Raw genomic sequence first — 19,551 nt, forward strand, 5'->3', positions numbered from 1 at the left:
CACCCATTCCTGCGACGTGAAGCGTTCTCAGGATGACCATGAATTGTTCGAGAGTTCTGTCGATGACCAATCCTGCCGTGATAGATGAGCTGAAGACCCTGGTTGAGCCTGGCAAGGTCCTGACCGATGCCGACTCCCTGAATGCTTACGGCAAGGATTGGACCAAGCATTTCGCTCCGGCGCCGGTGGCCATCGTCTTTCCCAAGACCATCGAACAGGTCCAGGCCATCGTGCGCTGGGCCAATGCGCACAAGGTCGCGCTGGTCCCCTCGGGCGGACGTACCGGACTGTCCGCCGCGGCCGTGGCGGCCAATGGCGAAGTCGTGGTGTCCTTCGACTACATGAACCAGATTCTCGACGTGAACCTGACCGACCGCACCGCCGTGTGCCAGCCGGGCGTGGTCACCGAACAACTGCAGAACAAGGCCGAGGAACTTGGCCTGTACTACCCGGTGGATTTTGCTTCGGCCGGTTCCAGCCAGATTGGCGGCAATATCGGCACCAATGCCGGCGGGATCAAAGTCATTCGCTACGGCATGACGCGTAATTGGGTGGCGGGCATGAAAGTCGTCACCGGCAAGGGCGACGTGCTGGAGCTGAACAAGGACCTGATCAAGAACGCCACCGGCTACGATTTGCGCCAGCTGTTCATCGGCGCGGAGGGCACGCTTGGCTTCGTGGTCGAAGCCACCATGCGCCTGGATCGGGCGCCGAAAAACCTCACCGCGATGGTGCTCGGCACGCCGGATTTCGATTCGATCATGCCGGTGCTGCATGCCTTCCAGGGCAAACTGGACCTGACCGCATTCGAATTTTTCTCAGACAAGGCTTTGGCCAAGGTCCTCGGTCGTGGCGACGTGCCGGCGCCGTTCGAGACCGACTGCCCGTTCTACGCCCTGCTGGAATTCGAGGCCACCACCGAAGAAGTCGCCAACCACGCGCTGGAAACCTTTGAGCACTGCGTCGAACAAGGCTGGGTGCTGGACGGCGTGATGAGCCAGAGCGAAACCCAGTTGCAGAACCTGTGGAAATTGCGCGAGTACATCTCCGAAACCATCTCCCATTGGACGCCGTACAAGAACGACATCTCGGTAACCGTCTCGAAGGTTCCGGCATTCCTGCGGGAAATCGATGCAATCGTCGGCGAACACTACCCGGACTTCGAAATCGTCTGGTTCGGCCACATCGGCGACGGCAACCTGCACCTGAACATCCTCAAGCCGGAAAACCTGAGCAAGGATGAGTTCTTCGCCAAGTGCGCGACGGTGAACAAATGGGTGTTCGAGACCGTCGAGAAGTACAACGGCTCGATTTCCGCCGAGCACGGCGTGGGCATGACCAAACGCGACTATCTGACCTACAGTCGCTCGCCGGTGGAGATCGAGTACATGAAAGCGGTAAAGGCAGTCTTTGACCCCAACGGCATCATGAACCCGGGCAAGATCTTCGCGGTTTGACCCTTATAAACACCTGATGAAAATCCAAAGGCAGGAGTCGGTTATGAGCTATCAGCACCAGTATGTCGACGGTACGCGTATTCATTTCCCGATCGGGAAAGTGGTGTGCATTGGCCGCAACTATGCCGAGCATGCAAAGGAACTGGATAATCCGGTGCCCACCGAGCCGCTGCTGTTCATCAAGCCAGGCAGCTGCGTGGTGCCGCTGGAAGGCGGTTTCAGCATTCCCACCGACCGCGGGTCGGTGCATTACGAGGCGGAAATCGCCGTGCTGATCGGCAAGCCGCTGTCCACCCGGCCCAGCGCTGAGGAAGTGCTGGACGCGATCTCCGGCTTCGCTCCGGCCCTGGACCTGACCCTGCGGGACAAGCAGGCCGAGCTCAAGGGCAAGGGGCTGCCCTGGGAAGTCGCCAAGTCTTTCGACGGCGCGGCGGTCATCGCCCCGTTCGTCTCGAAGGACACCTTCGCCGACCTGACCGACATCCCCGTTCGCCTGGTCATCAATGGCGAAGTGCGCCAGGACGGCAACAGCAGCCTGATGCTCAACCCCATCGTGCCGATGATCCAGTATATGGCCGGCTGTTTCTCGCTGCAGGCCGGCGACGTGATCCTGACCGGCACGCCGGCCGGCGTCGGGCCGTTGAACGTCGGTGACGAACTGGTGCTGGAACTGCCGGGCGCGAGCCGCTTCGAGAGCAGTGTTCGTTAACTCGGTCTTGTGACGCTGCCGATCATATGTGGGAGCGGGCTTGCTCGCGAATGCGATGTATCCGACACATAAATGTCGTCTGGCACACCGCATTCGCGAGCAAGCCCGCTCCCACATGAGAAATACAGCGCTTCCTGAAGACCGTATTTTTACCGTTTTTTTCACATGCCATCCGGATAATTCCGGGCAATGCGGCATCTGAGCCAGCCAGCCCCTAGCCGAATTCCCTGGAACGTGTCCCCTGATGGCCAAGACCCAAGCACTGCCCACCCCCAAAGCATCCCGTCGCTCTCGCTTCGCCCTGCCCTGGTATGTCTGGCTGCTGATCGCGGGCGCTAGCGCTTACGCCCTGGCATTTGCCATGCATTGGGATGACCGGGGCCTGCTTTGGGTGTCGGAGCGCTTCCAGAGCCAGGCCGAGCGCCGGGAAAGCATCTGGCTGCCTGATTACCACGCTGTCATTGACGCCAAGGCGCTCCCGGGAATGGAAGACGACGAAGCGTCCGACCTGACCTATAGCCCACAGACCAAGACCCTGTTCGCGGTGATGGGCAAAAATCCATTCCTGGTGGAGCTGAACCTGCAGGGTGACGTATTGCGCAAGATGCCGCTGGTGGGCTGGGGCAACCCTGAAGGCGTGGCTTTCATGGAAAACGGCCTGCTGGCCATCACCGATGAACGCAAGCACACGCTATCGATCGTCCAGGTCGACGCCAATACCCGCGAGCTGAACATCAAGGACTTCCCCCAATATGACCTGGGCACGTCGAAGAACCAGAACAAGGGATTCGAAGCCATCGTCTGGGATCCAAAGAATCAGCAACTGATCCTTGGCGAAGAGCGCCCACCGGCATTGTTCACCTGGAAAAGCGACGGGAGCCAGTTGCTCAAGGGCGACAAGCAGATCCATGTCAGCAACGAACTCGACCTGCGCAACCTGTCCGCCCTGGCCGTAGACCCGCGCACCGGCCACACGCTGGTGCTATCGGCCGACTCCCATTTATTGCTGGAACTGGACGAAGCAGGCGATCAGGTCAGCTTCATGACCCTGCTCGGCGGCTTCAACGGCCTGAAGGACACGATCCCTCGCGCCGAAGGCGTCACTGTCGATGAAGCCGGCACCCTCTACATCGTCAGTGAACCGAACCTGTTCTACCGTTTCGAAAAACAGCACTGACAGCGCGACTTTGTAAGACACTTCCCACCATCGTGTAGGATGTGGCACGCGGCCATTAAGCTTCAGTTCAGGCAGTCGTGGTATTTCCAACCACCTGTTTTTATCCGAGCCCTCCTACATGCGTCGACTTGTCCGTCCCAAGCCACTGTTCCTGCTGTTGCTGGCCATCGTGCTGATCGCCCTGATCACGGCGGGCCAGTACCTGCGCCTGTTCGAACGCGCCTGGTTCAACATGAGCAGCCTGTGGCACCCCGTCAACGAGCAGGCAATCGCACTGGATCAGTACCAGGTCGCGCTTGAGGCGCAGGTGATCGAAGGGTTGGACGATGACGTTTCGGCGCTGACCTTCGATCCGATCCGCAAGACCCTGTTCACCGTGACCAACAAGAATCCCGAGCTGATCGAGCTGTCGCTGGACGGCAAAATCTTGCGGCGCATAGCCCTGGTCGGGTTTGGTGATTCGGAAGCGGTGGAATTCATCAGCGAGAACATCTATGTCATCACCGACGAGCGCCAACAACGGCTGATCAAGATCCATCTGGACGACGACACCCGGTTCCTGGACGCGGCCGAAGCCGAGCAGATCTCGCTCGGGGTGCACATGAGCAGCAACAAGGGTTTCGAAGGGCTGGCCTACGACTCCCTGGGCAAGCGGCTATTCGTCGCGAAGGAGCGCGATCCGATGCTGATCTACGAGGTCCACGGGTTTCCCCACCACAACCCGGAAAAATCCTATGCGGTGCACGTCGTCAACAATCCCAAGCGTGACGCCGGGCTCTTTGTGCGCGACCTTTCAAGCCTGCAATACGATGAGCGCAGCGGTCACCTGATGGCGCTGTCCGACGAGTCGCGGTTGATCATCGAGCTGGATATCAACGGCCGTCCGTTGAGCACGCTGTCGTTGAGCAAGGGCCGCCACGGCCTGCAAAAAACCGTCCCCCAGGCTGAAGGCCTGGCCATGGATGACGATGGCAACCTGTATGTGGTGAGTGAGCCGAATCTGTTTTACGTGTTCAAGAAGCAGCAGCCTTAAGCTCGCACAGACCCCATGTGGGAGCGAGCTTGCTCGCGATAGCGGTGGGTCAGCTTGCATGGATGTCGAATTTGCCTTCGCCATCGCGAGCAAGCTCGCTCCCACAGGGTCCGGTGTGAACCAATAACTATCCGCCGGGTTATTCAGCCCGCAGCGTCTTCACCCCTTCAGCAGTCCCCAGCAACAGCACATCCGCCGGACGCGCGGCGAACAGGCCGTTGGTGACCACGCCGACAATGGCGTTGATCTGGCTTTCCAGCTCAACCGGGTTGGTGATCTGCAGGTTGTGGACATCCAGGATGATGTTGCCGTTGTCGGTCCGCACACCTTCGCGATACACCGGATCGCCGCCCAGTTTCACCAACTGACGGGCTACGTGGCTGCGGGCCATGGGGATCACTTCCACCGGCAGCGGGAAGGCGCCGAGTACCGGCACCAGCTTGCTGGCGTCGGCGATGCAGATGAAGGTCTTGGCGACTGCCGCGACAATCTTCTCGCGGGTCAATGCAGCGCCACCGCCCTTGATCAGGTTCAGGTGCGCATCGCTTTCATCGGCGCCGTCGATGTAGAACTCCAGGTCGCTCACGGTGTTGAGCTCGTACACCGGGATCCCGTGGCCCTTGAGGCGCGCGGCGGTGGCTTCGGAGCTGGCGACCGCGCCATCGAACGCACCCTTGTGCTGCGCCAGCGCGTCGATAAAGCAATTGGCGGTCGAGCCGGTGCCGACCCCGACGATGCTCTTGTCATCCAGCTTCGGGAGGATGAGGTCGACGGCGGCCTGGGCCACGGCCTGTTTGAGTTGATCCTGGGTCATGCGGGCTCCGAGGGTGCCGAGAGGGAACGAAAGGCCGGCATTATAGGCGTCGGAGCCGCCTTGGTCATTGCCTGTTTGGCACAGATCCAGCGTGCCAAGGGAGCTTCCGCCCGCTGGACCGTGCAGCAACCGTGGCGAGGGAGCTTGCTCCCGCTGGATCGCGTAGCGGTCCCAGAAAAAGCGATGAGCGCTTCGCACTCAAGCGGGAGCAAGCTCCCTCGCCACGGGGACTTGTGTGCGCCGGCTGCCTTAATTCGTGTGGTCGCCCGGCCAAAAGCCGGGTTAGACTCCCTGGCCCTGCCCAACCCGCTCAGTGATGCTTTCCGATGCTCGAACAGTACGTCAAGAAGATCCTCACCTCGCGCGTTTATGACGTTGCCGTTGAAACCCCGCTGCAGACCGCCCGCCAGCTCTCCGAGCGGCTGGGCAATGACGTCTGGCTCAAGCGTGAAGACCTGCAGCCGGTATTCTCGTTCAAGATTCGCGGGGCCTACAACAAGCTGACCCAGCTCAGCGACGAAGAACGCGCCCGAGGCGTGGTCACGGCCTCGGCGGGCAACCACGCCCAGGGCCTGGCGCTGGCGGCCAAGGTGCTGGGCGTCAAAGCCACCATCGTCATGCCCAAGACCACCCCGGAAATCAAGGTCGAAGGCGTACGCTCCCGCGGCGGCAAAGTGGTGTTGCATGGCGACTCGTTCCCCGAGGCGCTGGCGTATTCGCTGAAGCTGGTCGACGAAAAGGGCTACGTCTATATCCATCCCTATGACGACCCTCATACCATCGCCGGACAGGGCACCGTGGCGATGGAGATCCTCCGCCAGCACCCCGGGCGCCTCGATGCGATATTCGTCCCGGTGGGCGGTGGCGGGCTGATTGCCGGCATCGCGGCCTACGTGAAATACCTGCGCCCCGAGATCCGGATCATTGGCGTCGAGCCTGATGACTCCAATTGCCTGCAAGCGGCCCTGGCCGCCGGTGAGCGCGTGGTATTGCCGACCGTCGGCCTGTTCGCCGACGGCGTGGCCGTGGCGCAGATCGGCCAGCACACCTTTGATATCTGCAAGCACTACGTGGACGAAGTGATCACCGTCAGCACCGACGAGATCTGCGCAGCTATAAAGGATATCTACGACGATACCCGCTCGATCACCGAGCCGGCCGGCGCCTTGGGCGTGGCCGGGATCAAGAAGTACGTCGAATCGCGGGGCATCAGCGGTCAGACCCTGGTGGCCATCGATTCCGGCGCCAACGTCAACTTTGATCGCTTGCGCCATGTGGCCGAGCGCGCCGAGCTGGGCGAAGGGCGCGAGGCGATCATCGCCGTGACCATTCCTGAGCAGCCGGGCAGCTTCAAGGCCTTCTGCGAAGCCATCGGCAAACGCCAGATCACCGAATTCAACTACCGCTACAACACCGGCAGCGAAGCGCACATTTTCGTCGGCGTCCAGACGCATCCGGAAAACGATCCGCGCAGCAAGTTGATCGCCAGCCTGACCGAGCAAGGCTTCCCGGTGCTGGACTTGACCGACAACGAGCTGGCCAAGCTGCACATCCGCCACATGGTCGGCGGGCACGCCGCCCACGTCATCGACGAAGTGGTGCTGCGTTTCGAGTTCCCGGAGCGTCCGGGCGCGTTGTTCAACTTCCTCAACAAGCTGGGCGGGCGCTGGAATATCTCGATGTTCCACTACCGCAACCATGGCGCGGCGGATGGTCGCGTGGTCGCCGGGCTGCAAGTGCCTCACGATGAACGCCACCTGGTACCGGCCGCCCTGGAAGAAATCGGCTATCCGTATTGGGATGAAAGCGATAACCCGGCCTATCAGCTGTTTCTTGGTTGAAGGGCTACGCTGAAGGACATCGGCCTTAAGGAAATTCCATGGAAACTCTGCTGACCTTGAAAGTCCTGCACGTCGCGGCCACGGTCCTGCTGCTGGCTTGCGGTGTAGTCCTTGCCGTCCTGGCCTGGCGTAAACGCAGCGAGGGACCGGCCAGCACGCTGCGGCGTCCTTGGCTGTTGGCCTGGTGCGTGATGCTGGTCTGCATGCTGAGCATGCCGCTCACCGGCTGGTGGCTGGTTCACCTGGTGGGCTGGCCGTTGGGGCAAAGCTGGCTGTTGGGCTCCAGCGTGATCTACACGGTGGCGACGCTCTGCGTTTTCTGGCTGCTGGCAAGGCTCAATCGCCTGCGCTTGGGCAGCGGTGGCAGCAGCAGGTTTACCCTGGCATTGGCGATCATCGGTGGCGTCGGCTTCCTGTCCATCGCCGCGCTGATGGGTGCCAAGCCGATTTAAGCGACAGGGACGGTCATGAAGATCCTACTAGTGGGAGGCGGCGGTTTTATCGGGCGCCATCTGCTGCGAGCGTTGCACAGCGCTGGCCACTCGATCATCGCAACCAGCCGTGAACCCCAGGCGCCAGGTTGGCCTGGGGTTGAATGGCGGCAGCTGGATCTCGGCGTACTGGCAGGCAACCCTGAACACTTTACCCTGCCCCTGGACGTCGACTTGCTGATCAACGCGGCCGGCCTGCTCAGCGTCGACACCCAGGCCCTGAGCCTGGTCCAGGATCGGGGCGCGCGAGCGTTGTTCGACCAGGCCGCGCGCCGCGGCGTCCGGATCCTGCAGATTTCCGCGCTGGGCGCGAGTGCTCAATCCGACGTGCCGTTCCTGGCGAGCAAAGGCTTGGCTGATGAATATCTTTGCACGCTGGACAGCGTATCGGTGGTGCTGCGGCCCTCGTTGGTGGTGGGACCAGGCGGCGCGAGCAGCGGCTGGATGGAGGGCCTTTCTCCGTGGCCGTTGATTCCCTTGCTGAATCTTCAAGCGCGCATCCAGCCCGTACATGTCGATGACCTGGTGGGCGCGGTGCTCGCCCTGCTGCGGCAATGGCCGACCGAGTCGGTGGTGTTGCCGCTGGTAGGACCGGAGCCGATGACGCTGGCCCGACTCATCGATCATCTGCGCGCCGCCCAAGGTTGGGCGCCGGCCCGCTACATCAAGGCCCCTGCGCTGCTGACTGAACCGGGTAGCCGGCTTGGGGATCGGTTCGGCTGGCGGGCATTGAACAGGCAAAGCCTGGCCTTGGCACAACGGGACAATCTGGCCGACCCCGCGGCACTCGCGTCTATCTGCGGGTATTACGCCGCCCCCGTACAAACCCGCTTGCAGGATTGGCCCAGCGCAGCCCAGAGCAGCCTCAGAGCGATCCGCCCGCTGATGCTCGCGGTACTGGCGATCATCTGGCTGGGAACCGCCATCGTCTGCCTCGGCCCCGGCTACGATTGGGGCTTGCGTATCATGGCCGAAGCCGATGTCCACGGCGCCTGGGCGAAGCTTGCGGTAATCGCCGGCGCGCTGTGTGACGGCGCGCTGGGCATGGGCATGCTATTCAAACGCTGGCGCCGCCAGGCATTGCGGTTGCAGTTGGGATTGATGCTCGGCTATACCCTGTGCATCAGTTTTATCCTGCCGCACTATTGGTTTGACCCTTATGCGGCTGTCGCCAAGAACCTGGCGCTGATAGTCGCCACTTTATGGCTGCTTTGGACTGAACCACGCCGATGAGCATTTACGTGCTGCTGAAAACCCTGCACATCCTGTCCTCGACCATCCTCTTCGGCTTGGGCGCGGGGTCCGCCTACTACGCGCTGCGGGCCTGGCGCAGCGGCAAGCTTGAAGTCATTGCCGTCACCTTCAAGCATCTGGTCTTCGCCGATTGGGCGTTCACGGCCACCACCGCCGTGTTCCAGCCGCTGAGCGGCCTGGCCCTGATGCATGTGGCCGGCTGGCCACTGCAACAGAGCTGGTTGATGTGGAGCATCGGCCTTTATTGCCTGGCGGGCGCCTGCTGGCTGCCGGTGGTCTGGTTGCAGATCCGCGTGCACAAAATGGCCGAGCAAGCCTTGCAGGACGGCACGCCCATGCCGCTCAAGGCCAGCACCTACATGCGCTGGTGGTTTGCGCTGGGCTGGCCGGCGTTCCTCGCGTTCATGGTGATCTTCTACCTGATGGTGGCCAAGCCTGCGTGACAGGTCAGTCGCGCAGGCTGATCACCGGCCAGCCGCGTTTCTCGGCCTCGGCCCGCAGGTTCGGATCCGGATCGACCGCCACCGGGTGCGTCACTGCTTCCAACAGCGGCAAGTCGTTCATCGAGTCGCTATAGAAGTAGCTGTCGTCCAGCGAATACCCGGTCTCTTCCAGCCAGCGGTTCAGCCGGGTCACCTTGCCCTCGCGGAAACAGGGGATGTCGGTGCTGCGCCCACTGTAGCGACCGTCAATCATTTCGCACTCGGTGGCGATCAGGGTTTCGACGCCTAGACGCTCGGCAATCGGCGCGGTGACGAAGCGGTTGGTGGCGGTGATGATCACCAGCTTGTCGCCGGCATCACGGTGTTTTTTCAGCAGCTCGATGGCTTGGGGCAGCACGATCGGCTCGATGCAGTCGCGCATGTATTCGAGATGCCACTGCGCCAGCACCTCCATCTCGGTACGGCCGAGGATCTCCAGGCAGAAATTCAGGTACGCGGCGTTGTCCAGCTTACCGGCCAGGTAGTCCTGGTAAAACTCATCGTTGCGCGCCTTGTAGGTAACGGCATCCAGAAACCCGCGCTCGCAGAGGTAATCGCCCCAGGCGTGATCGCTGTCGCCGCCCAGCAGCGTGTTGTCCAAGTCGAATAAAGCCAGCCGCATTGCAGTTACTCGCTGAAATTTCTTGAGAAAGGCGCCCAGAATACGGACTTTTCACAAGAGTGCACATAAGGTGGGCAGCCTCGTTGCTGCTTTCACAACCTTTGTGGAACAATGCGGCGACATGCGTTTGCGAGGTTGTTGCCGTGATCGATCCCGATGGTTTCCGTCCCAATGTGGGGATCATTCTTACGAATGATGCCGGACAGGTGCTATGGGCTCGCCGTATCAATCAAGACGCCTGGCAGTTTCCACAGGGAGGGATCAACCCCCAGGAGACGCCGGAAGAGGCTTTGTACCGCGAGTTGAACGAAGAAGTGGGGCTGGAGCGAGAGGATGTCGAAATACTCGCCTGCACCCGAGGCTGGTTGCGCTATCGTTTGCCGCAACGCCTGGTCCGCACGCACAGCCAACCGCTGTGTATCGGCCAGAAGCAGAAATGGTTTCTCCTGCGCCTGATCTCCAACGAGCAGCGGGTGCGGATGGATTTGACCGGTAAACCGGAATTCGATGGCTGGCGCTGGGTCAGTTATTGGTATCCGTTGGGCCAGGTGGTGACATTCAAGCGCGAGGTGTATCGACGCGCTCTCAAAGAGCTTGCCCCGCGCCTGCTGACGCGCGACTGACGACGGAGTTCGACCCCGAGCCATGCTCAATACGCTGCGCAAGATCGTCCAGGAAGTTAACTCCGCCAAGGATCTCAAGGCGGCGTTGGGGATTATTGTATTGCGCGTCAAAGAGGCCATGGGCAGCCAGGTCTGCTCGGTCTACCTGCTGGACCCCGAGACCAACCGTTTTGTGCTGATGGCGACCGAGGGCCTGAACAAGCGCTCCATCGGCAAGGTCAGCATGGCGCCCAACGAAGGCCTGGTCGGCCTGGTCGGTACCCGGGAAGAACCGCTGAACCTGGAAAACGCCGCCGATCACCCGCGCTATCGCTACTTTGCCGAGACCGGTGAAGAGCGCTACGCATCGTTCCTCGGCGCGCCGATCATTCACCACCGCCGCGTCGTCGGCGTGTTGGTCATCCAGCAAAAAGAGCGCCGCCAGTTCGACGAGGGCGAAGAAGCCTTCCTCGTGACCATGAGCGCGCAACTGGCCGGGGTTATCGCCCACGCCGAGGCCACCGGCTCGATCAGCGGCCTGGGCCGCCAGGGCAAGGGCATCCAGGAAGCCAAGTTCGTCGGCGTGCCGGGTTCACCGGGCGCGGCGGTGGGCACCGCGGTGGTCATGCTGCCACCCGCCGACCTCGACGTGGTGCCGGACAAGACCATCGCCGACATCAATGCCGAGCTGGGCTTGTTCAAGACTGCCATCGAAGGCGTGCGGGCCGACATGCGCGCCCTGTCCGCCAAGCTGGCCACGCAACTGCGGCCTGAAGAGCGGGCGCTGTTCGATGTCTACCTGATGATGCTTGACGATGCCTCCCTGGGCAGCGAAGTGACCACGGTCATCAAGACCGGCCAATGGGCCCAGGGCGCGTTGCGCCAGGTGGTGACCGACCACGTCAACCGTTTCGAACTGATGGACGACGCCTACCTGCGCGAGCGCGCCTCCGACGTCAAGGACCTCGGTCGCCGCCTGCTCGCCTACCTGCAGCAAGAGCGTCAGCAGACCCTGGTCTACCCCGACAACACCATCCTGGTGAGCGAAGAGCTGACCCCGGCGATGCTCGGCGAAGTGCCGGAAGGCAAGCTGGCGGGCCTGGTCTCGGTACTGGGCTCGGGCAACTCCCACGTGGCGATCCTGGCCCGGGCCATGGGCATTCCCACGGTCATGGGCCTGGTGGACCTGCCGTATTCCAAGGTCGACGGCATCCAGATGATCGTCGACGGCTACCACGGCGAGGTCTACACCAACCCCAGCGACGTGTTGCGCAAGCAGTTTGCCGATGTGGTGGAGGAAGAGAAGCAACTCTCCCTGGGCCTGGATGCCCTGCGCGACCTGCCGTGCATAACCCTCGATGGCCATCGCATGCCGCTGTGGGTCAACACCGGCCTGCTGGCCGATGTGGCCCGGGCGCAGAAGCGTGGCGCCGAGGGCGTGGGCCTGTACCGCACCGAAGTGCCGTTCATGATCAACCAGCGTTTCCCCAGCGAAAAGGAACAGCTGGCGATCTACCGCGAGCAATTGTCCGCGTTTCATCCGCAACCGGTGACCATGCGTAGCCTGGACATCGGCGGCGACAAATCGCTGTCCTACTTCCCGATCAAGGAAGACAACCCGTTCCTCGGCTGGCGCGGGATCCGCGTGACGCTCGACCATCCGGAAATCTTCCTGGTCCAGGCCCGCGCCATGCTCAAGGCCAGCGAAGGCCTGAACAACCTGCGCATCCTGTTGCCGATGATCTCTGGCACCCATGAGCTGGAAGAAGCCCTGCACCTGATCCACCGGGCCTGGGGCGAGGTGCGCGACGAAGGCACCGACGTACCCATGCCGCCGGTGGGCGTGATGATCGAGATTCCGGCAGCGGTGTACCAGACCAAGGAACTGGCGCGGCAGGTGGACTTCCTGTCGGTAGGCTCCAACGACCTGACCCAGTACCTGCTGGCCGTGGATCGCAACAACCCACGGGTGGCCGACCTCTACGACTACCTGCATCCGGCCGTGCTGCAAGCCTTGCAGAATGTCGTTCGCGACGCCCATGCCGAGGGCAAGCCGGTAAGCATCTGCGGCGAAATGGCTGGCGACCCGGCGGCGGCGGTGCTGCTGATGGCGATGGGCTTCGACAGCCTGTCGATGAACGCCACCAACCTGCCGAAAGTGAAATGGATGCTGCGCCAGATCAACCTCAGCAAGGCCCAGGAGCTGCTGGCGGAGCTGATGACCATCGACAATCCGCAGGTGATCCATAGCTCCTTGCAGTTGGCGCTGAAAAACCTCGGGTTGGCGCGGATGATCAACCCGGCTTCGAACAAGACCCTTTAGATCCCGCGGCGAGCATTTGTGGCGAGGGAGCTTGCTCCCGCTGGCGGGCGAAGCCCGCCCAAAAGCTTTGGGGCTACTTCGTAGCCCAGCGGGAGCAAGCTCCCTCGCCACGGGGTTATCGTCGGCATTAAACGAGCAGCTCCACCTCCCCCAAATGCCCCCCATGGGGCCCGAAACTGCGCTCGACCATCTGCCGCGTCCCGTCAGCATTAACGATCAGCGCCGTGCTCGCCCGCGTCCCGTAGGCCGGGCTGGCGATGAACACGCTCGACAGCAGCATTTCCGTGGACAGTCCCACACCGGTGTCCGGCAGCTCGGCCACCGGGGCCGGTTGCGGATCGTTCAATAGCGTCAGCAGCGCTTGGGGTTGCGGGTCATGCAGCACCTCACTCAGCGCCGTCCGGGCCTTGAGCAATTTCGGCCAGGGCGTGTTCAACCCGGCGTTGGACAGTCCGTAGATCCCTTCGGCCAACGACTGCGGGCGTGTATCGCGTGCGTTGTAGTGCCACAGTTCGGCGCCATCGCCCAGCAGCAGGTTGAAGCCGCCATACTCGCCGGCGCGCGGCACGACTTCGCTCAGATAATCGATGATCGACAGGTTCCCGGTCAGGAACCGCGCCACCAGCTCGCCGCGAGACTTGAACGCCGGGAGCTGGCCAGGATCGCGGATGTTGGTCAGCGCGGCAAAGCGGCCCCCGGCGCCGACCCCGAGCCAGGTGCCGCCCGCCTCCAGGTCGCGACCGGCATGCACGTGCGGTGCGTCAGGCCACTGCGCCAGTGGCAGCGTCGGGCGCGCGTAGAACTCGTCGCGGTTGGCCGCCACGATCAGCGGCTGGGCGTGGCCGGGCCGCCAGGCAAATACGATCAGGCACATCAGGTTGTCCTGTGAAAAATCCGAGCTCCGCTTTCGTGGTGCCTACTTTACCCACACATCACCAACGCATCCATCGCCTTCAGTGGAGCCCAGGCCCCTCGATCCGTTACCATGCCGCTCTTGTTTGCGATGGTCGAGGCGACGCTGGTGGAATTTCTGCTTTATCTGCTGCTCGGCGCCTGTGCCGGTGTACTCGCCGGGCTATTCGGCGTCGGCGGCGGGATGATCATCGTCCCGGTGCTGGTGTTCAGTTTCACCTTGCAGGGTTTTGACCCGCAGGTGTTGACGCACCTGGCTGTCGGTACGTCCCTGGCATCGATCATCTTTACCTCGGTGAATGCCGTACGCGAGCATCACCGCAAAGGCGCGGTGCGCTGGCAGATCTTTACCTGGATGACCGTCGGGATCCTGATCGGTGCCGGTTTCGGCGCCATTACCGCCGAAGCGATCTCCGGCCCGCATCTGCAAAAAATCATCGGCGTATTCGCCATGCTCGTTGCCCTGCAACTGGCGCTGGATTTCAAGCCGAAGGCCAGCCGTACCGTGCCGGGCAAGGTCGGATTGGGCCTGGCCGGCACGGTTGTCGGCTGGGCCTCGGCGATTTTCGGTATCGGCGGCGGTTCGCTGACCGTACCGTTCCTGACCTGGCGCAGCGTGCCGATGCAACAAGCGGTGGCGACTTCGTCGGCCTGCGGGCTGCCCATCGCCCTGGTCAGTGCGTTAAGTTTCATGATTCTGGGGTGGCAGGATCCGCTGTTGCCGCCCCATAGTCTCGGTTTTGTATATTTGCCGGCACTGCTGGGCATCGCCCTGACGAGCATGATCTTCGCCCGTTTCGGCGCGCGACTGGCCCATCGCCTGTCGCCGCGCTTGCTCAAGCGGCTGTTCGCCGCTTTGTTGTTCAGTGTGGGCTTGAGTTTCCTGCTCTGACGCAATCCTGGCTTAATCCCGAGGTGGCAGCTTCGCCCGGGTATTTTTGACGTTCACGAGGAATATCAATGCTGCCTTACCCGCAGATCGATCCGGTTGCCCTGGCCATCGGCCCGCTGAAAATCCACTGGTACGGTCTCATGTACCTGATCGGTATCGGCGGTGCCTGGTGGCTGGCCTCGCGCCGGCTCAATCGGTTTGACCCGACCTGGAACAAAGAGAAGCTCTCGGACCTGGTGTTCTGGCTGTCCATGGGCGTGATCGTTGGCGGGCGCCTGGGTTATGTACTGTTCTACGACCTGAGCGCCTACCTGGCCAACCCGACGCTGATCTTTGAAGTCTGGAAGGGCGGCATGTCGTTCCACGGGGGCTTCATCGGCGTGATGCTGGCGGCGCTGTGGTTCGGCAAGCGCAACAACAAGTCGTTTTTCGAACTGATGGACTTCGTCGCGCCGATGGTGCCGATCGGCCTTGGCGCCGGGCGCATCGGCAATTTCATCAACGCCGAGCTGTGGGGCAAGCCGACGGACGTGCCGTGGGCGATGGTCTTCCCGCCGTTCAGCGACCCGGCCCAACTGCCCCGCCACCCGTCGCAGCTGTACCAGTTCGCCCTGGAAGGCGTGGCACTGTTCCTGATTCTCTGGTTGTTCTCGCGCAAGCCGCGGCCGACCATGGCGGTGTCGGGCATGTTTGCGCTGTTCTACGGGATCTTCCGTTTCATCGTCGAGTTCGTCCGCGTACCGGACGCCCAGCTCGGCTATCTGGCGTGGAACTGGCTGACCATGGGCCAGGTGCTGTGCCTGCCGATGATCATCGGTGGCCTGGCGCTGATCTGGCTGGCTTATAACCGTGCACCGGCTGCGGCGGCCAAGGTTTAAAATTCGGACCCCGGGGCGCTGGCCCCGGGTTCAAGGACACAGGTAACCCATGAAGCAATATCTCGACCTGGTGGCTCACGTCATCAAGAACGGCACCAAGCAAGCCAACCGCACCGGCGTGAACACCATCAGTTTCCCTGGCGCGATGCTGCGCTATGACCTGAAGGAAGGCTTTCCCGCCATCACTACGCGCAAGATGGCCTTCAAGTCGGCGATCGGCGAGATGTGCGGTTTCTTGCGTGGCGTGAACAATGCCGCCGAGTTCCGGGCCCTGGGCTGCAAGGTCTGGGACCAGAATGCCAACGAAAATGCGCAATGGCTGGCCAACCCGTTCCGCCAGGGCGAGGACGACCTGGGCGAGATCTACGGCGTGCAATGGCGCAAGTGGCCGGCCTACAAGCAGATCCCGCTGAGCAACCCTGCCGCCATCGAGCAGACGCTGGCCCAGGGTTATCGGCAGATCGCCGAAGGCGAAGAAAACGGCCAGGCCTACGTGGTGCTGTACAAGGCCATCGATCAGGTTCGCCAGTGCGTCGACACCATCATCAGGGACCCGGGCAGCCGGCGCATCCTGTTCCACGGCTGGAACTGCGCCCAGCTCGATGAAATGGCCCTGCCACCGTGCCACCTGCTGTATCAGTTCCATCCGAATGTCGAGACCCGGGAAATCTCCCTGACCCTCTACATCCGCTCCAACGACCTGGGCCTGGGCACGCCGTTCAACCTCACCGAAGGCGCCGCGCTGCTAAGCCTGATTGGTCGCCTGACCGGTTATACGCCGCGCTGGTTCACCTATTTCATCGGCGATGCCCACGTCTACGAAAACCACTTGGACATGCTCAATGAACAGCTCACGCGCGAGCCGTTCCCGATGCCCCGACTGGTGATTTCCGAGCGCGTGCCGGAGTTTGCCAAGACCGGCGTATACCAGCCCGAGTGGCTGGAGCAGGTCGAACCGAGCGACTTCTCCCTCGAAGGCTACCAACACCATGCGCCGATGACCGCGCCGATGGCGGTCTAGAAAACACCCCGTCTCCCCTGTGGGAGCGAGCCTGCTCGCGAAAGCGTCATCACATACAAATTAAGTGACTGATCCACCGCTTTCGCGAGCAGGCTCGCTCCCACCTGGTCTCCGTTATTTCAAAATCAGGTCAATGCCCATGACTCCTGCCCACATGTGAATGCTCCACCTCCGGCGCCACCGCCCCGCTCACCTCCAACCGTTGCAAGATCCCACACTGCTCAAGATCCGGCCCTTCGCCACAGCGATGGCGCAGGTCGATCAGTTGCGCCTGCAAGGCCTGCAGGCCGTCGATGCGCGCCTTGACGTGATGGATGTGTTCGTCGATCAGTGCGTTGACGCTCTCGCATTGGTCCTGGGGGCTGTCGCGCAAGGCCAGCAGGCTGCGGATTTCCTCCAGGGTCATGTCCAGGGTCCGGCAGTTGCGGATGAACGTCAGCCGCTCGGCATGGGCCTGGGTGTAGACGCGATAATTGCCGTCACTGCGGGCCGGTTCCGGTAGCAGCCCCTCACGTTCGTAATAGCGGATGGTCTCGACTTGGCAGTCGGTGATTTTCGCCAGTTCGCCAATCTTCATCGGATGAACTCCAAATAGGTGCTTGACCCTATAGTGGCTACAGGGTCTTTACTGCGCAACAGGCACTTTTCACGGACGTAACCCGATGAACGATTCCATCCATACACCCCGACCCGCCCATGGCCATGAGCATGGGCACTCCTGCTGCTCATCCAAGGCAGCGCCGGCGGTAGTCACGCTCGACAAAACGCCGACGGACGGTGCGCGGCTGAGCAGTTTTCGCATCGAAGCCATGGACTGCCCCACCGAACAGACACTGATCCAGAACAAGCTCGGCAAACTTGAAGGCGTGCAGCGACTGGAATTCAACCTGATCAACCGTGTACTGGGCGTAACCCATGACCTGCCCAGCGACACGCCGATCATCAAGGCCATCGAGTCCTTGGGAATGCAGGCGGAACCGTTGACGGCTGGCCAGGACAAACCGACTCACACCCCGCCCGCTCCAGCCAAACCATGGTGGCCGCTGGCGTTGTCCGGCGTCACAGCATTGGGCGCCGAGGTGATTCACTTCACCAACGCCGCGCCGAACTGGGTCGTCGCGTTGGTGGCGCTGGTGTCGATCCTCAGCGGTGGCCTCGCCACCTACAAGAAGGGCTGGATCGCTCTGAAGAACCTGAACCTGAACATCAACGCCCTGATGAGCATCGCCGTGACCGGCGCGGTGTTGATTGGCCAATGGCCGGAAGCGGCGATGGTGATGTTCCTGTTCACCGTGGCCGAACTGATCGAGGCCAAGTCCCTCGACCGTGCGCGCAACGCCATCAGCGGCCTGATGCAGATGGCGCCGGAACAGGCCACCGTGCAGCAGGCCGATGGCAGTTGGCAGGTCCAGGAAGTGAAGAGCATCGCCCTTGGCGCGCGGGTGCGGGTTCGCCCCGGTGAACGCGTCGGGCTGGATGGCGATGTGGTCGCGGGTCGCTCGACCATCGACCAGGCGCCGATCACCGGGGAAAGCCTGCCGGTGGACAAGACCGTGGGCGACAAAGTGTTTGCCGGCACCATCAACCAGGCCGGCGAACTGGAATACGCCGTGACCGCCGCGGCCGATCAGTCCACCCTGGCGCGGATTATCCATGCCGTGGAGCAGGCCCAGGGGGCCCGGGCACCGACTCAACGCTTCGTTGACCGGTTCTCGACAATCTACACCCCGGCGGTGTTTGCCCTGGCCTTGGCTGTGGCCGTCATCCCGCCGCTGTTCATGGGCGCAGTCTGGTTCGACTGGATCTATAGGGCGCTGGTCCTGCTGGTGGTCGCCTGCCCATGTGCACTGGTGATTTCCACCCCCGTGACCATCGTCAGCGGCCTGGCGGCAGCGGCGCGCAAAGGCATCCTGGTCAAGGGCGGCGTGTACCTGGAGGGCGGCCACAAGCTCGATTACCTGGCCTTGGACAAGACCGGCACGATCACCCACGGCAAACCGGTGCAGACCGATTACCTGGCACTCGACCCGAGCGTGGAAACCACCGCACCGGCCCTGGCCGCCAGCCTCGCGGCGCGGTCGGACCATCCGGTGTCCCGGGCGATTGCCCATGCGGCTGTGGATAAACAATCGGCGCAGCAGGTTGTGGATAACTTCGCGGCGCTTGCCGGGCGCGGCGTTCGCGGTGACATCGGCGGCCAGACCTATCACTTGGGCAACCATCGCCTCGTGGAAGACCTGGGCCTGTGCTCTCCCGAGCTGGAAGCGAAACTCTTCGCTTTGGAAAAACAAGGCAAGTCCGTCGTGCTGCTGCTCGACAGCACCAAGCCTCTGGCGCTGTTTGCCGTAGCCGATACCGTCAAGGACTCCAGCCGCGAAGCGATCCGGCAGTTGCATGACCTGGGCATCAAGACGCTGATGCTGACCGGCGACAACGCCCATACCGCCGAGGCGATTGCCGCACAGGTGGGCATGGACCGAGCCCACGGCGACCTGTTGCCGGAAGACAAGCTGCAAATTATCGAGAAGCTCTACGCCGGGGGTCACCGGGTCGGCATGGTGGGCGACGGCATCAACGATGCCCCGGCCCTGGCCCGCTCGGAAATCGGCTTCGCCATGGCGGCGGCCGGCACCGACACCGCCATCGAGACCGCTGACGTAGCGCTGATGGACGACGACCTGCGCAAGATTCCCGCATTCGTCCGGCTGTCGCGGCAGACGTCGAGCATCCTCAAGCAGAACATCGCCCTGGCGTTGGTGATCAAGGCGATTTTCCTTGCGGTGACCTTCGCCGGGTTCGCCACCATGTGGATGGCGGTGTTTGCCGACATGGGGGTGAGCTTGCTAGTGGTGTTCAATGGGTTGCGGTTGTTGCGCAAGTAAAAGTCAGAGCGACCGGGCTGGCCTGCTCGCGAAAGCGGTGAGTCAGCTTGCATTGATGTTGGATGTGCCGCAGCCATCGCGAGCAGGCTCGCTCCCACACTGGTCTCCACTGAACATCAAATCCATGTCCATCCCCAAATCCCCTGTGGGAGCGAGCCTGC

The 19,551-nt window shown here is 62.3% G+C and carries 18 protein-coding genes; 14 read left to right on the forward strand and 4 right to left on the reverse strand.

All coding sequences use genetic code 11. From position 1 onward, the window contains the following. The first annotated feature begins 62 nt into the window (after positions 1 to 62). From J3P89_RS27140 to J3P89_RS27155, 4 genes are all read left to right on the forward strand, one after another. Positions 63 to 1,457: an FAD-binding oxidoreductase gene (locus J3P89_RS27140; RefSeq protein ID WP_434696208.1), complete on the forward strand. Its 1,395-nt coding sequence runs from the start codon at positions 63 to 65 to the stop codon at positions 1,455 to 1,457. 43 nt (positions 1,458 to 1,500) lie between these two features. Further along, positions 1,501 to 2,166 carry a fumarylacetoacetate hydrolase family protein gene (locus J3P89_RS27145; RefSeq protein WP_305497557.1) on the forward strand — a complete coding sequence of 222 codons (666 nt, stop codon included), beginning with the start codon at positions 1,501 to 1,503 and terminating at the stop codon, positions 2,164 to 2,166. Between the two features lie 244 nt (positions 2,167 to 2,410). After that, positions 2,411 to 3,343 carry an SdiA-regulated domain-containing protein gene (locus J3P89_RS27150; protein WP_434696209.1) on the forward strand — a complete coding sequence of 311 codons (933 nt, stop codon included), beginning with the start codon at positions 2,411 to 2,413 and terminating at the stop codon, positions 3,341 to 3,343. 118 nt (positions 3,344 to 3,461) lie between these two features. After that, on the forward strand, positions 3,462 to 4,376 hold the full coding sequence (locus tag J3P89_RS27155; protein ID WP_434696210.1) for an SdiA-regulated domain-containing protein: 915 nt from the start codon (positions 3,462 to 3,464) through the stop codon (positions 4,374 to 4,376). 139 nt (positions 4,377 to 4,515) lie between these two features. On the opposite strand, the gene rpiA is transcribed toward J3P89_RS27155, so the two are convergent. Then, positions 4,516 to 5,190: a ribose-5-phosphate isomerase RpiA gene (rpiA, locus tag J3P89_RS27160; protein ID WP_434696212.1), complete on the reverse strand. Its 675-nt coding sequence runs from the start codon at positions 5,188 to 5,190 to the stop codon at positions 4,516 to 4,518. A 326-nt stretch (positions 5,191 to 5,516) separates the two neighbouring features. On the opposite strand from rpiA, the gene ilvA reads away from it, so the two are divergent. The 4 genes from ilvA to J3P89_RS27180 are packed head-to-tail and all read left to right on the forward strand — an operon-like array spanning position 5,517 to position 9,219. After that, the gene (gene ilvA, locus J3P89_RS27165; RefSeq protein ID WP_305497561.1) at positions 5,517 to 7,031 is read left to right on the forward strand and encodes a threonine ammonia-lyase, biosynthetic; all 1,515 of its coding nucleotides are present in this window, start codon (positions 5,517 to 5,519) and stop codon (positions 7,029 to 7,031) included. A gap of 38 nt (positions 7,032 to 7,069) precedes the next feature. Beyond that, the gene (locus tag J3P89_RS27170) at positions 7,070 to 7,483 is read left to right on the forward strand and encodes a DUF2269 family protein (RefSeq protein WP_434696213.1); all 414 of its coding nucleotides are present in this window, start codon (positions 7,070 to 7,072) and stop codon (positions 7,481 to 7,483) included. Positions 7,484 to 7,498: 15 nt separating this feature from the next. Then, the gene (locus J3P89_RS27175; RefSeq protein WP_434696215.1) at positions 7,499 to 8,755 is read left to right on the forward strand and encodes an SDR family oxidoreductase; all 1,257 of its coding nucleotides are present in this window, start codon (positions 7,499 to 7,501) and stop codon (positions 8,753 to 8,755) included. Beyond that, complete coding sequence (locus J3P89_RS27180) at positions 8,752 to 9,219, forward strand: DUF2269 family protein (protein ID WP_434602486.1); 468 nt, start codon at positions 8,752 to 8,754, stop codon at positions 9,217 to 9,219. Before J3P89_RS27175 ends, J3P89_RS27180 begins: the two co-directional genes overlap by 4 nt. Before the next feature lie 4 nt (positions 9,220 to 9,223). On the opposite strand, the gene J3P89_RS27185 is transcribed toward J3P89_RS27180, so the two are convergent. Beyond that, the gene (locus J3P89_RS27185; RefSeq protein WP_434570403.1) at positions 9,224 to 9,880 is read right to left on the reverse strand and encodes an HAD family hydrolase; all 657 of its coding nucleotides are present in this window, start codon (positions 9,878 to 9,880) and stop codon (positions 9,224 to 9,226) included. Between the two features lie 143 nt (positions 9,881 to 10,023). Between J3P89_RS27185 and J3P89_RS27190 the strand changes: the two genes are divergently transcribed. Both J3P89_RS27190 and ptsP read left to right on the forward strand, forming a co-directional pair. Further along, positions 10,024 to 10,503: an RNA pyrophosphohydrolase gene (locus tag J3P89_RS27190; RefSeq protein WP_003186867.1), complete on the forward strand. Its 480-nt coding sequence runs from the start codon at positions 10,024 to 10,026 to the stop codon at positions 10,501 to 10,503. 22 nt (positions 10,504 to 10,525) lie between these two features. Next, positions 10,526 to 12,805, forward strand: a complete 2,280-nt coding sequence (gene ptsP / locus J3P89_RS27195) for a phosphoenolpyruvate--protein phosphotransferase (protein WP_305497566.1) — start codon at positions 10,526 to 10,528, stop codon at positions 12,803 to 12,805. Between the two features lie 127 nt (positions 12,806 to 12,932). Here the strand turns inward: ptsP and J3P89_RS27200 are convergent, their stop codons facing one another. Beyond that, complete coding sequence (locus J3P89_RS27200) at positions 12,933 to 13,679, reverse strand: NRDE family protein (RefSeq protein WP_434696216.1); 747 nt, start codon at positions 13,677 to 13,679, stop codon at positions 12,933 to 12,935. Between the two features lie 147 nt (positions 13,680 to 13,826). Here J3P89_RS27200 and J3P89_RS27205 point away from each other — a divergent pair, with 147 nt between their 5' ends. From J3P89_RS27205 to J3P89_RS27215, 3 genes are all read left to right on the forward strand, one after another. Continuing rightward, positions 13,827 to 14,609: a sulfite exporter TauE/SafE family protein gene (locus J3P89_RS27205; RefSeq protein WP_305501400.1), complete on the forward strand. Its 783-nt coding sequence runs from the start codon at positions 13,827 to 13,829 to the stop codon at positions 14,607 to 14,609. A 68-nt stretch (positions 14,610 to 14,677) separates the two neighbouring features. Beyond that, positions 14,678 to 15,487 carry a prolipoprotein diacylglyceryl transferase gene (lgt, locus tag J3P89_RS27210; RefSeq protein WP_434570407.1) on the forward strand — a complete coding sequence of 270 codons (810 nt, stop codon included), beginning with the start codon at positions 14,678 to 14,680 and terminating at the stop codon, positions 15,485 to 15,487. Positions 15,488 to 15,536: 49 nt separating this feature from the next. Further along, the gene (locus J3P89_RS27215) at positions 15,537 to 16,508 is read left to right on the forward strand and encodes a thymidylate synthase (protein ID WP_434696218.1); all 972 of its coding nucleotides are present in this window, start codon (positions 15,537 to 15,539) and stop codon (positions 16,506 to 16,508) included. Positions 16,509 to 16,638: 130 nt separating this feature from the next. Here J3P89_RS27215 and cadR read toward each other — a convergent pair whose 3' ends face one another. Next, positions 16,639 to 17,085: a Cd(II)/Pb(II)-responsive transcriptional regulator gene (gene cadR / locus J3P89_RS27220; protein WP_434570409.1), complete on the reverse strand. Its 447-nt coding sequence runs from the start codon at positions 17,083 to 17,085 to the stop codon at positions 16,639 to 16,641. Positions 17,086 to 17,170: 85 nt separating this feature from the next. Here cadR and J3P89_RS27225 point away from each other — a divergent pair, with 85 nt between their 5' ends. After that, positions 17,171 to 19,390 carry a heavy metal translocating P-type ATPase gene (locus J3P89_RS27225; protein ID WP_434696219.1) on the forward strand — a complete coding sequence of 740 codons (2,220 nt, stop codon included), beginning with the start codon at positions 17,171 to 17,173 and terminating at the stop codon, positions 19,388 to 19,390. The last annotated feature ends 161 nt before the right edge of the window (positions 19,391 to 19,551 follow it).

The organism is Pseudomonas sp. Z1-14, assembly GCF_051132005.1.
In the GTDB taxonomy this organism is placed as follows: domain Bacteria; phylum Pseudomonadota; class Gammaproteobacteria; order Pseudomonadales; family Pseudomonadaceae; genus Aquipseudomonas.

Coding starts and splice junctions, on each gene's coding strand:
- J3P89_RS27140 (WP_434696208.1), top strand. CDS start 63: ATGACCAATCCTGCCGTGATAGATGAGCTGAAGACCCTGGTTGAGCCT.
- J3P89_RS27145 (WP_305497557.1), top strand. CDS start 1,501: ATGAGCTATCAGCACCAGTATGTCGACGGTACGCGTATTCATTTCCCG.
- J3P89_RS27150 (WP_434696209.1), top strand. CDS start 2,411: ATGGCCAAGACCCAAGCACTGCCCACCCCCAAAGCATCCCGTCGCTCT.
- J3P89_RS27155 (WP_434696210.1), top strand. CDS start 3,462: ATGCGTCGACTTGTCCGTCCCAAGCCACTGTTCCTGCTGTTGCTGGCC.
- rpiA (WP_434696212.1), bottom strand. CDS start 5,190: ATGACCCAGGATCAACTCAAACAGGCCGTGGCCCAGGCCGCCGTCGAC.
- ilvA (WP_305497561.1), top strand. CDS start 5,517: ATGCTCGAACAGTACGTCAAGAAGATCCTCACCTCGCGCGTTTATGAC.
- J3P89_RS27170 (WP_434696213.1), top strand. CDS start 7,070: ATGGAAACTCTGCTGACCTTGAAAGTCCTGCACGTCGCGGCCACGGTC.
- J3P89_RS27175 (WP_434696215.1), top strand. CDS start 7,499: ATGAAGATCCTACTAGTGGGAGGCGGCGGTTTTATCGGGCGCCATCTG.
- J3P89_RS27180 (WP_434602486.1), top strand. CDS start 8,752: ATGAGCATTTACGTGCTGCTGAAAACCCTGCACATCCTGTCCTCGACC.
- J3P89_RS27185 (WP_434570403.1), bottom strand. CDS start 9,880: ATGCGGCTGGCTTTATTCGACTTGGACAACACGCTGCTGGGCGGCGAC.
- ptsP (WP_305497566.1), top strand. CDS start 10,526: ATGCTCAATACGCTGCGCAAGATCGTCCAGGAAGTTAACTCCGCCAAG.
- J3P89_RS27200 (WP_434696216.1), bottom strand. CDS start 13,679: ATGTGCCTGATCGTATTTGCCTGGCGGCCCGGCCACGCCCAGCCGCTG.
- lgt (WP_434570407.1), top strand. CDS start 14,678: ATGCTGCCTTACCCGCAGATCGATCCGGTTGCCCTGGCCATCGGCCCG.
- J3P89_RS27215 (WP_434696218.1), top strand. CDS start 15,537: ATGAAGCAATATCTCGACCTGGTGGCTCACGTCATCAAGAACGGCACC.
- cadR (WP_434570409.1), bottom strand. CDS start 17,085: ATGAAGATTGGCGAACTGGCGAAAATCACCGACTGCCAAGTCGAGACC.
- J3P89_RS27225 (WP_434696219.1), top strand. CDS start 17,171: ATGAACGATTCCATCCATACACCCCGACCCGCCCATGGCCATGAGCAT.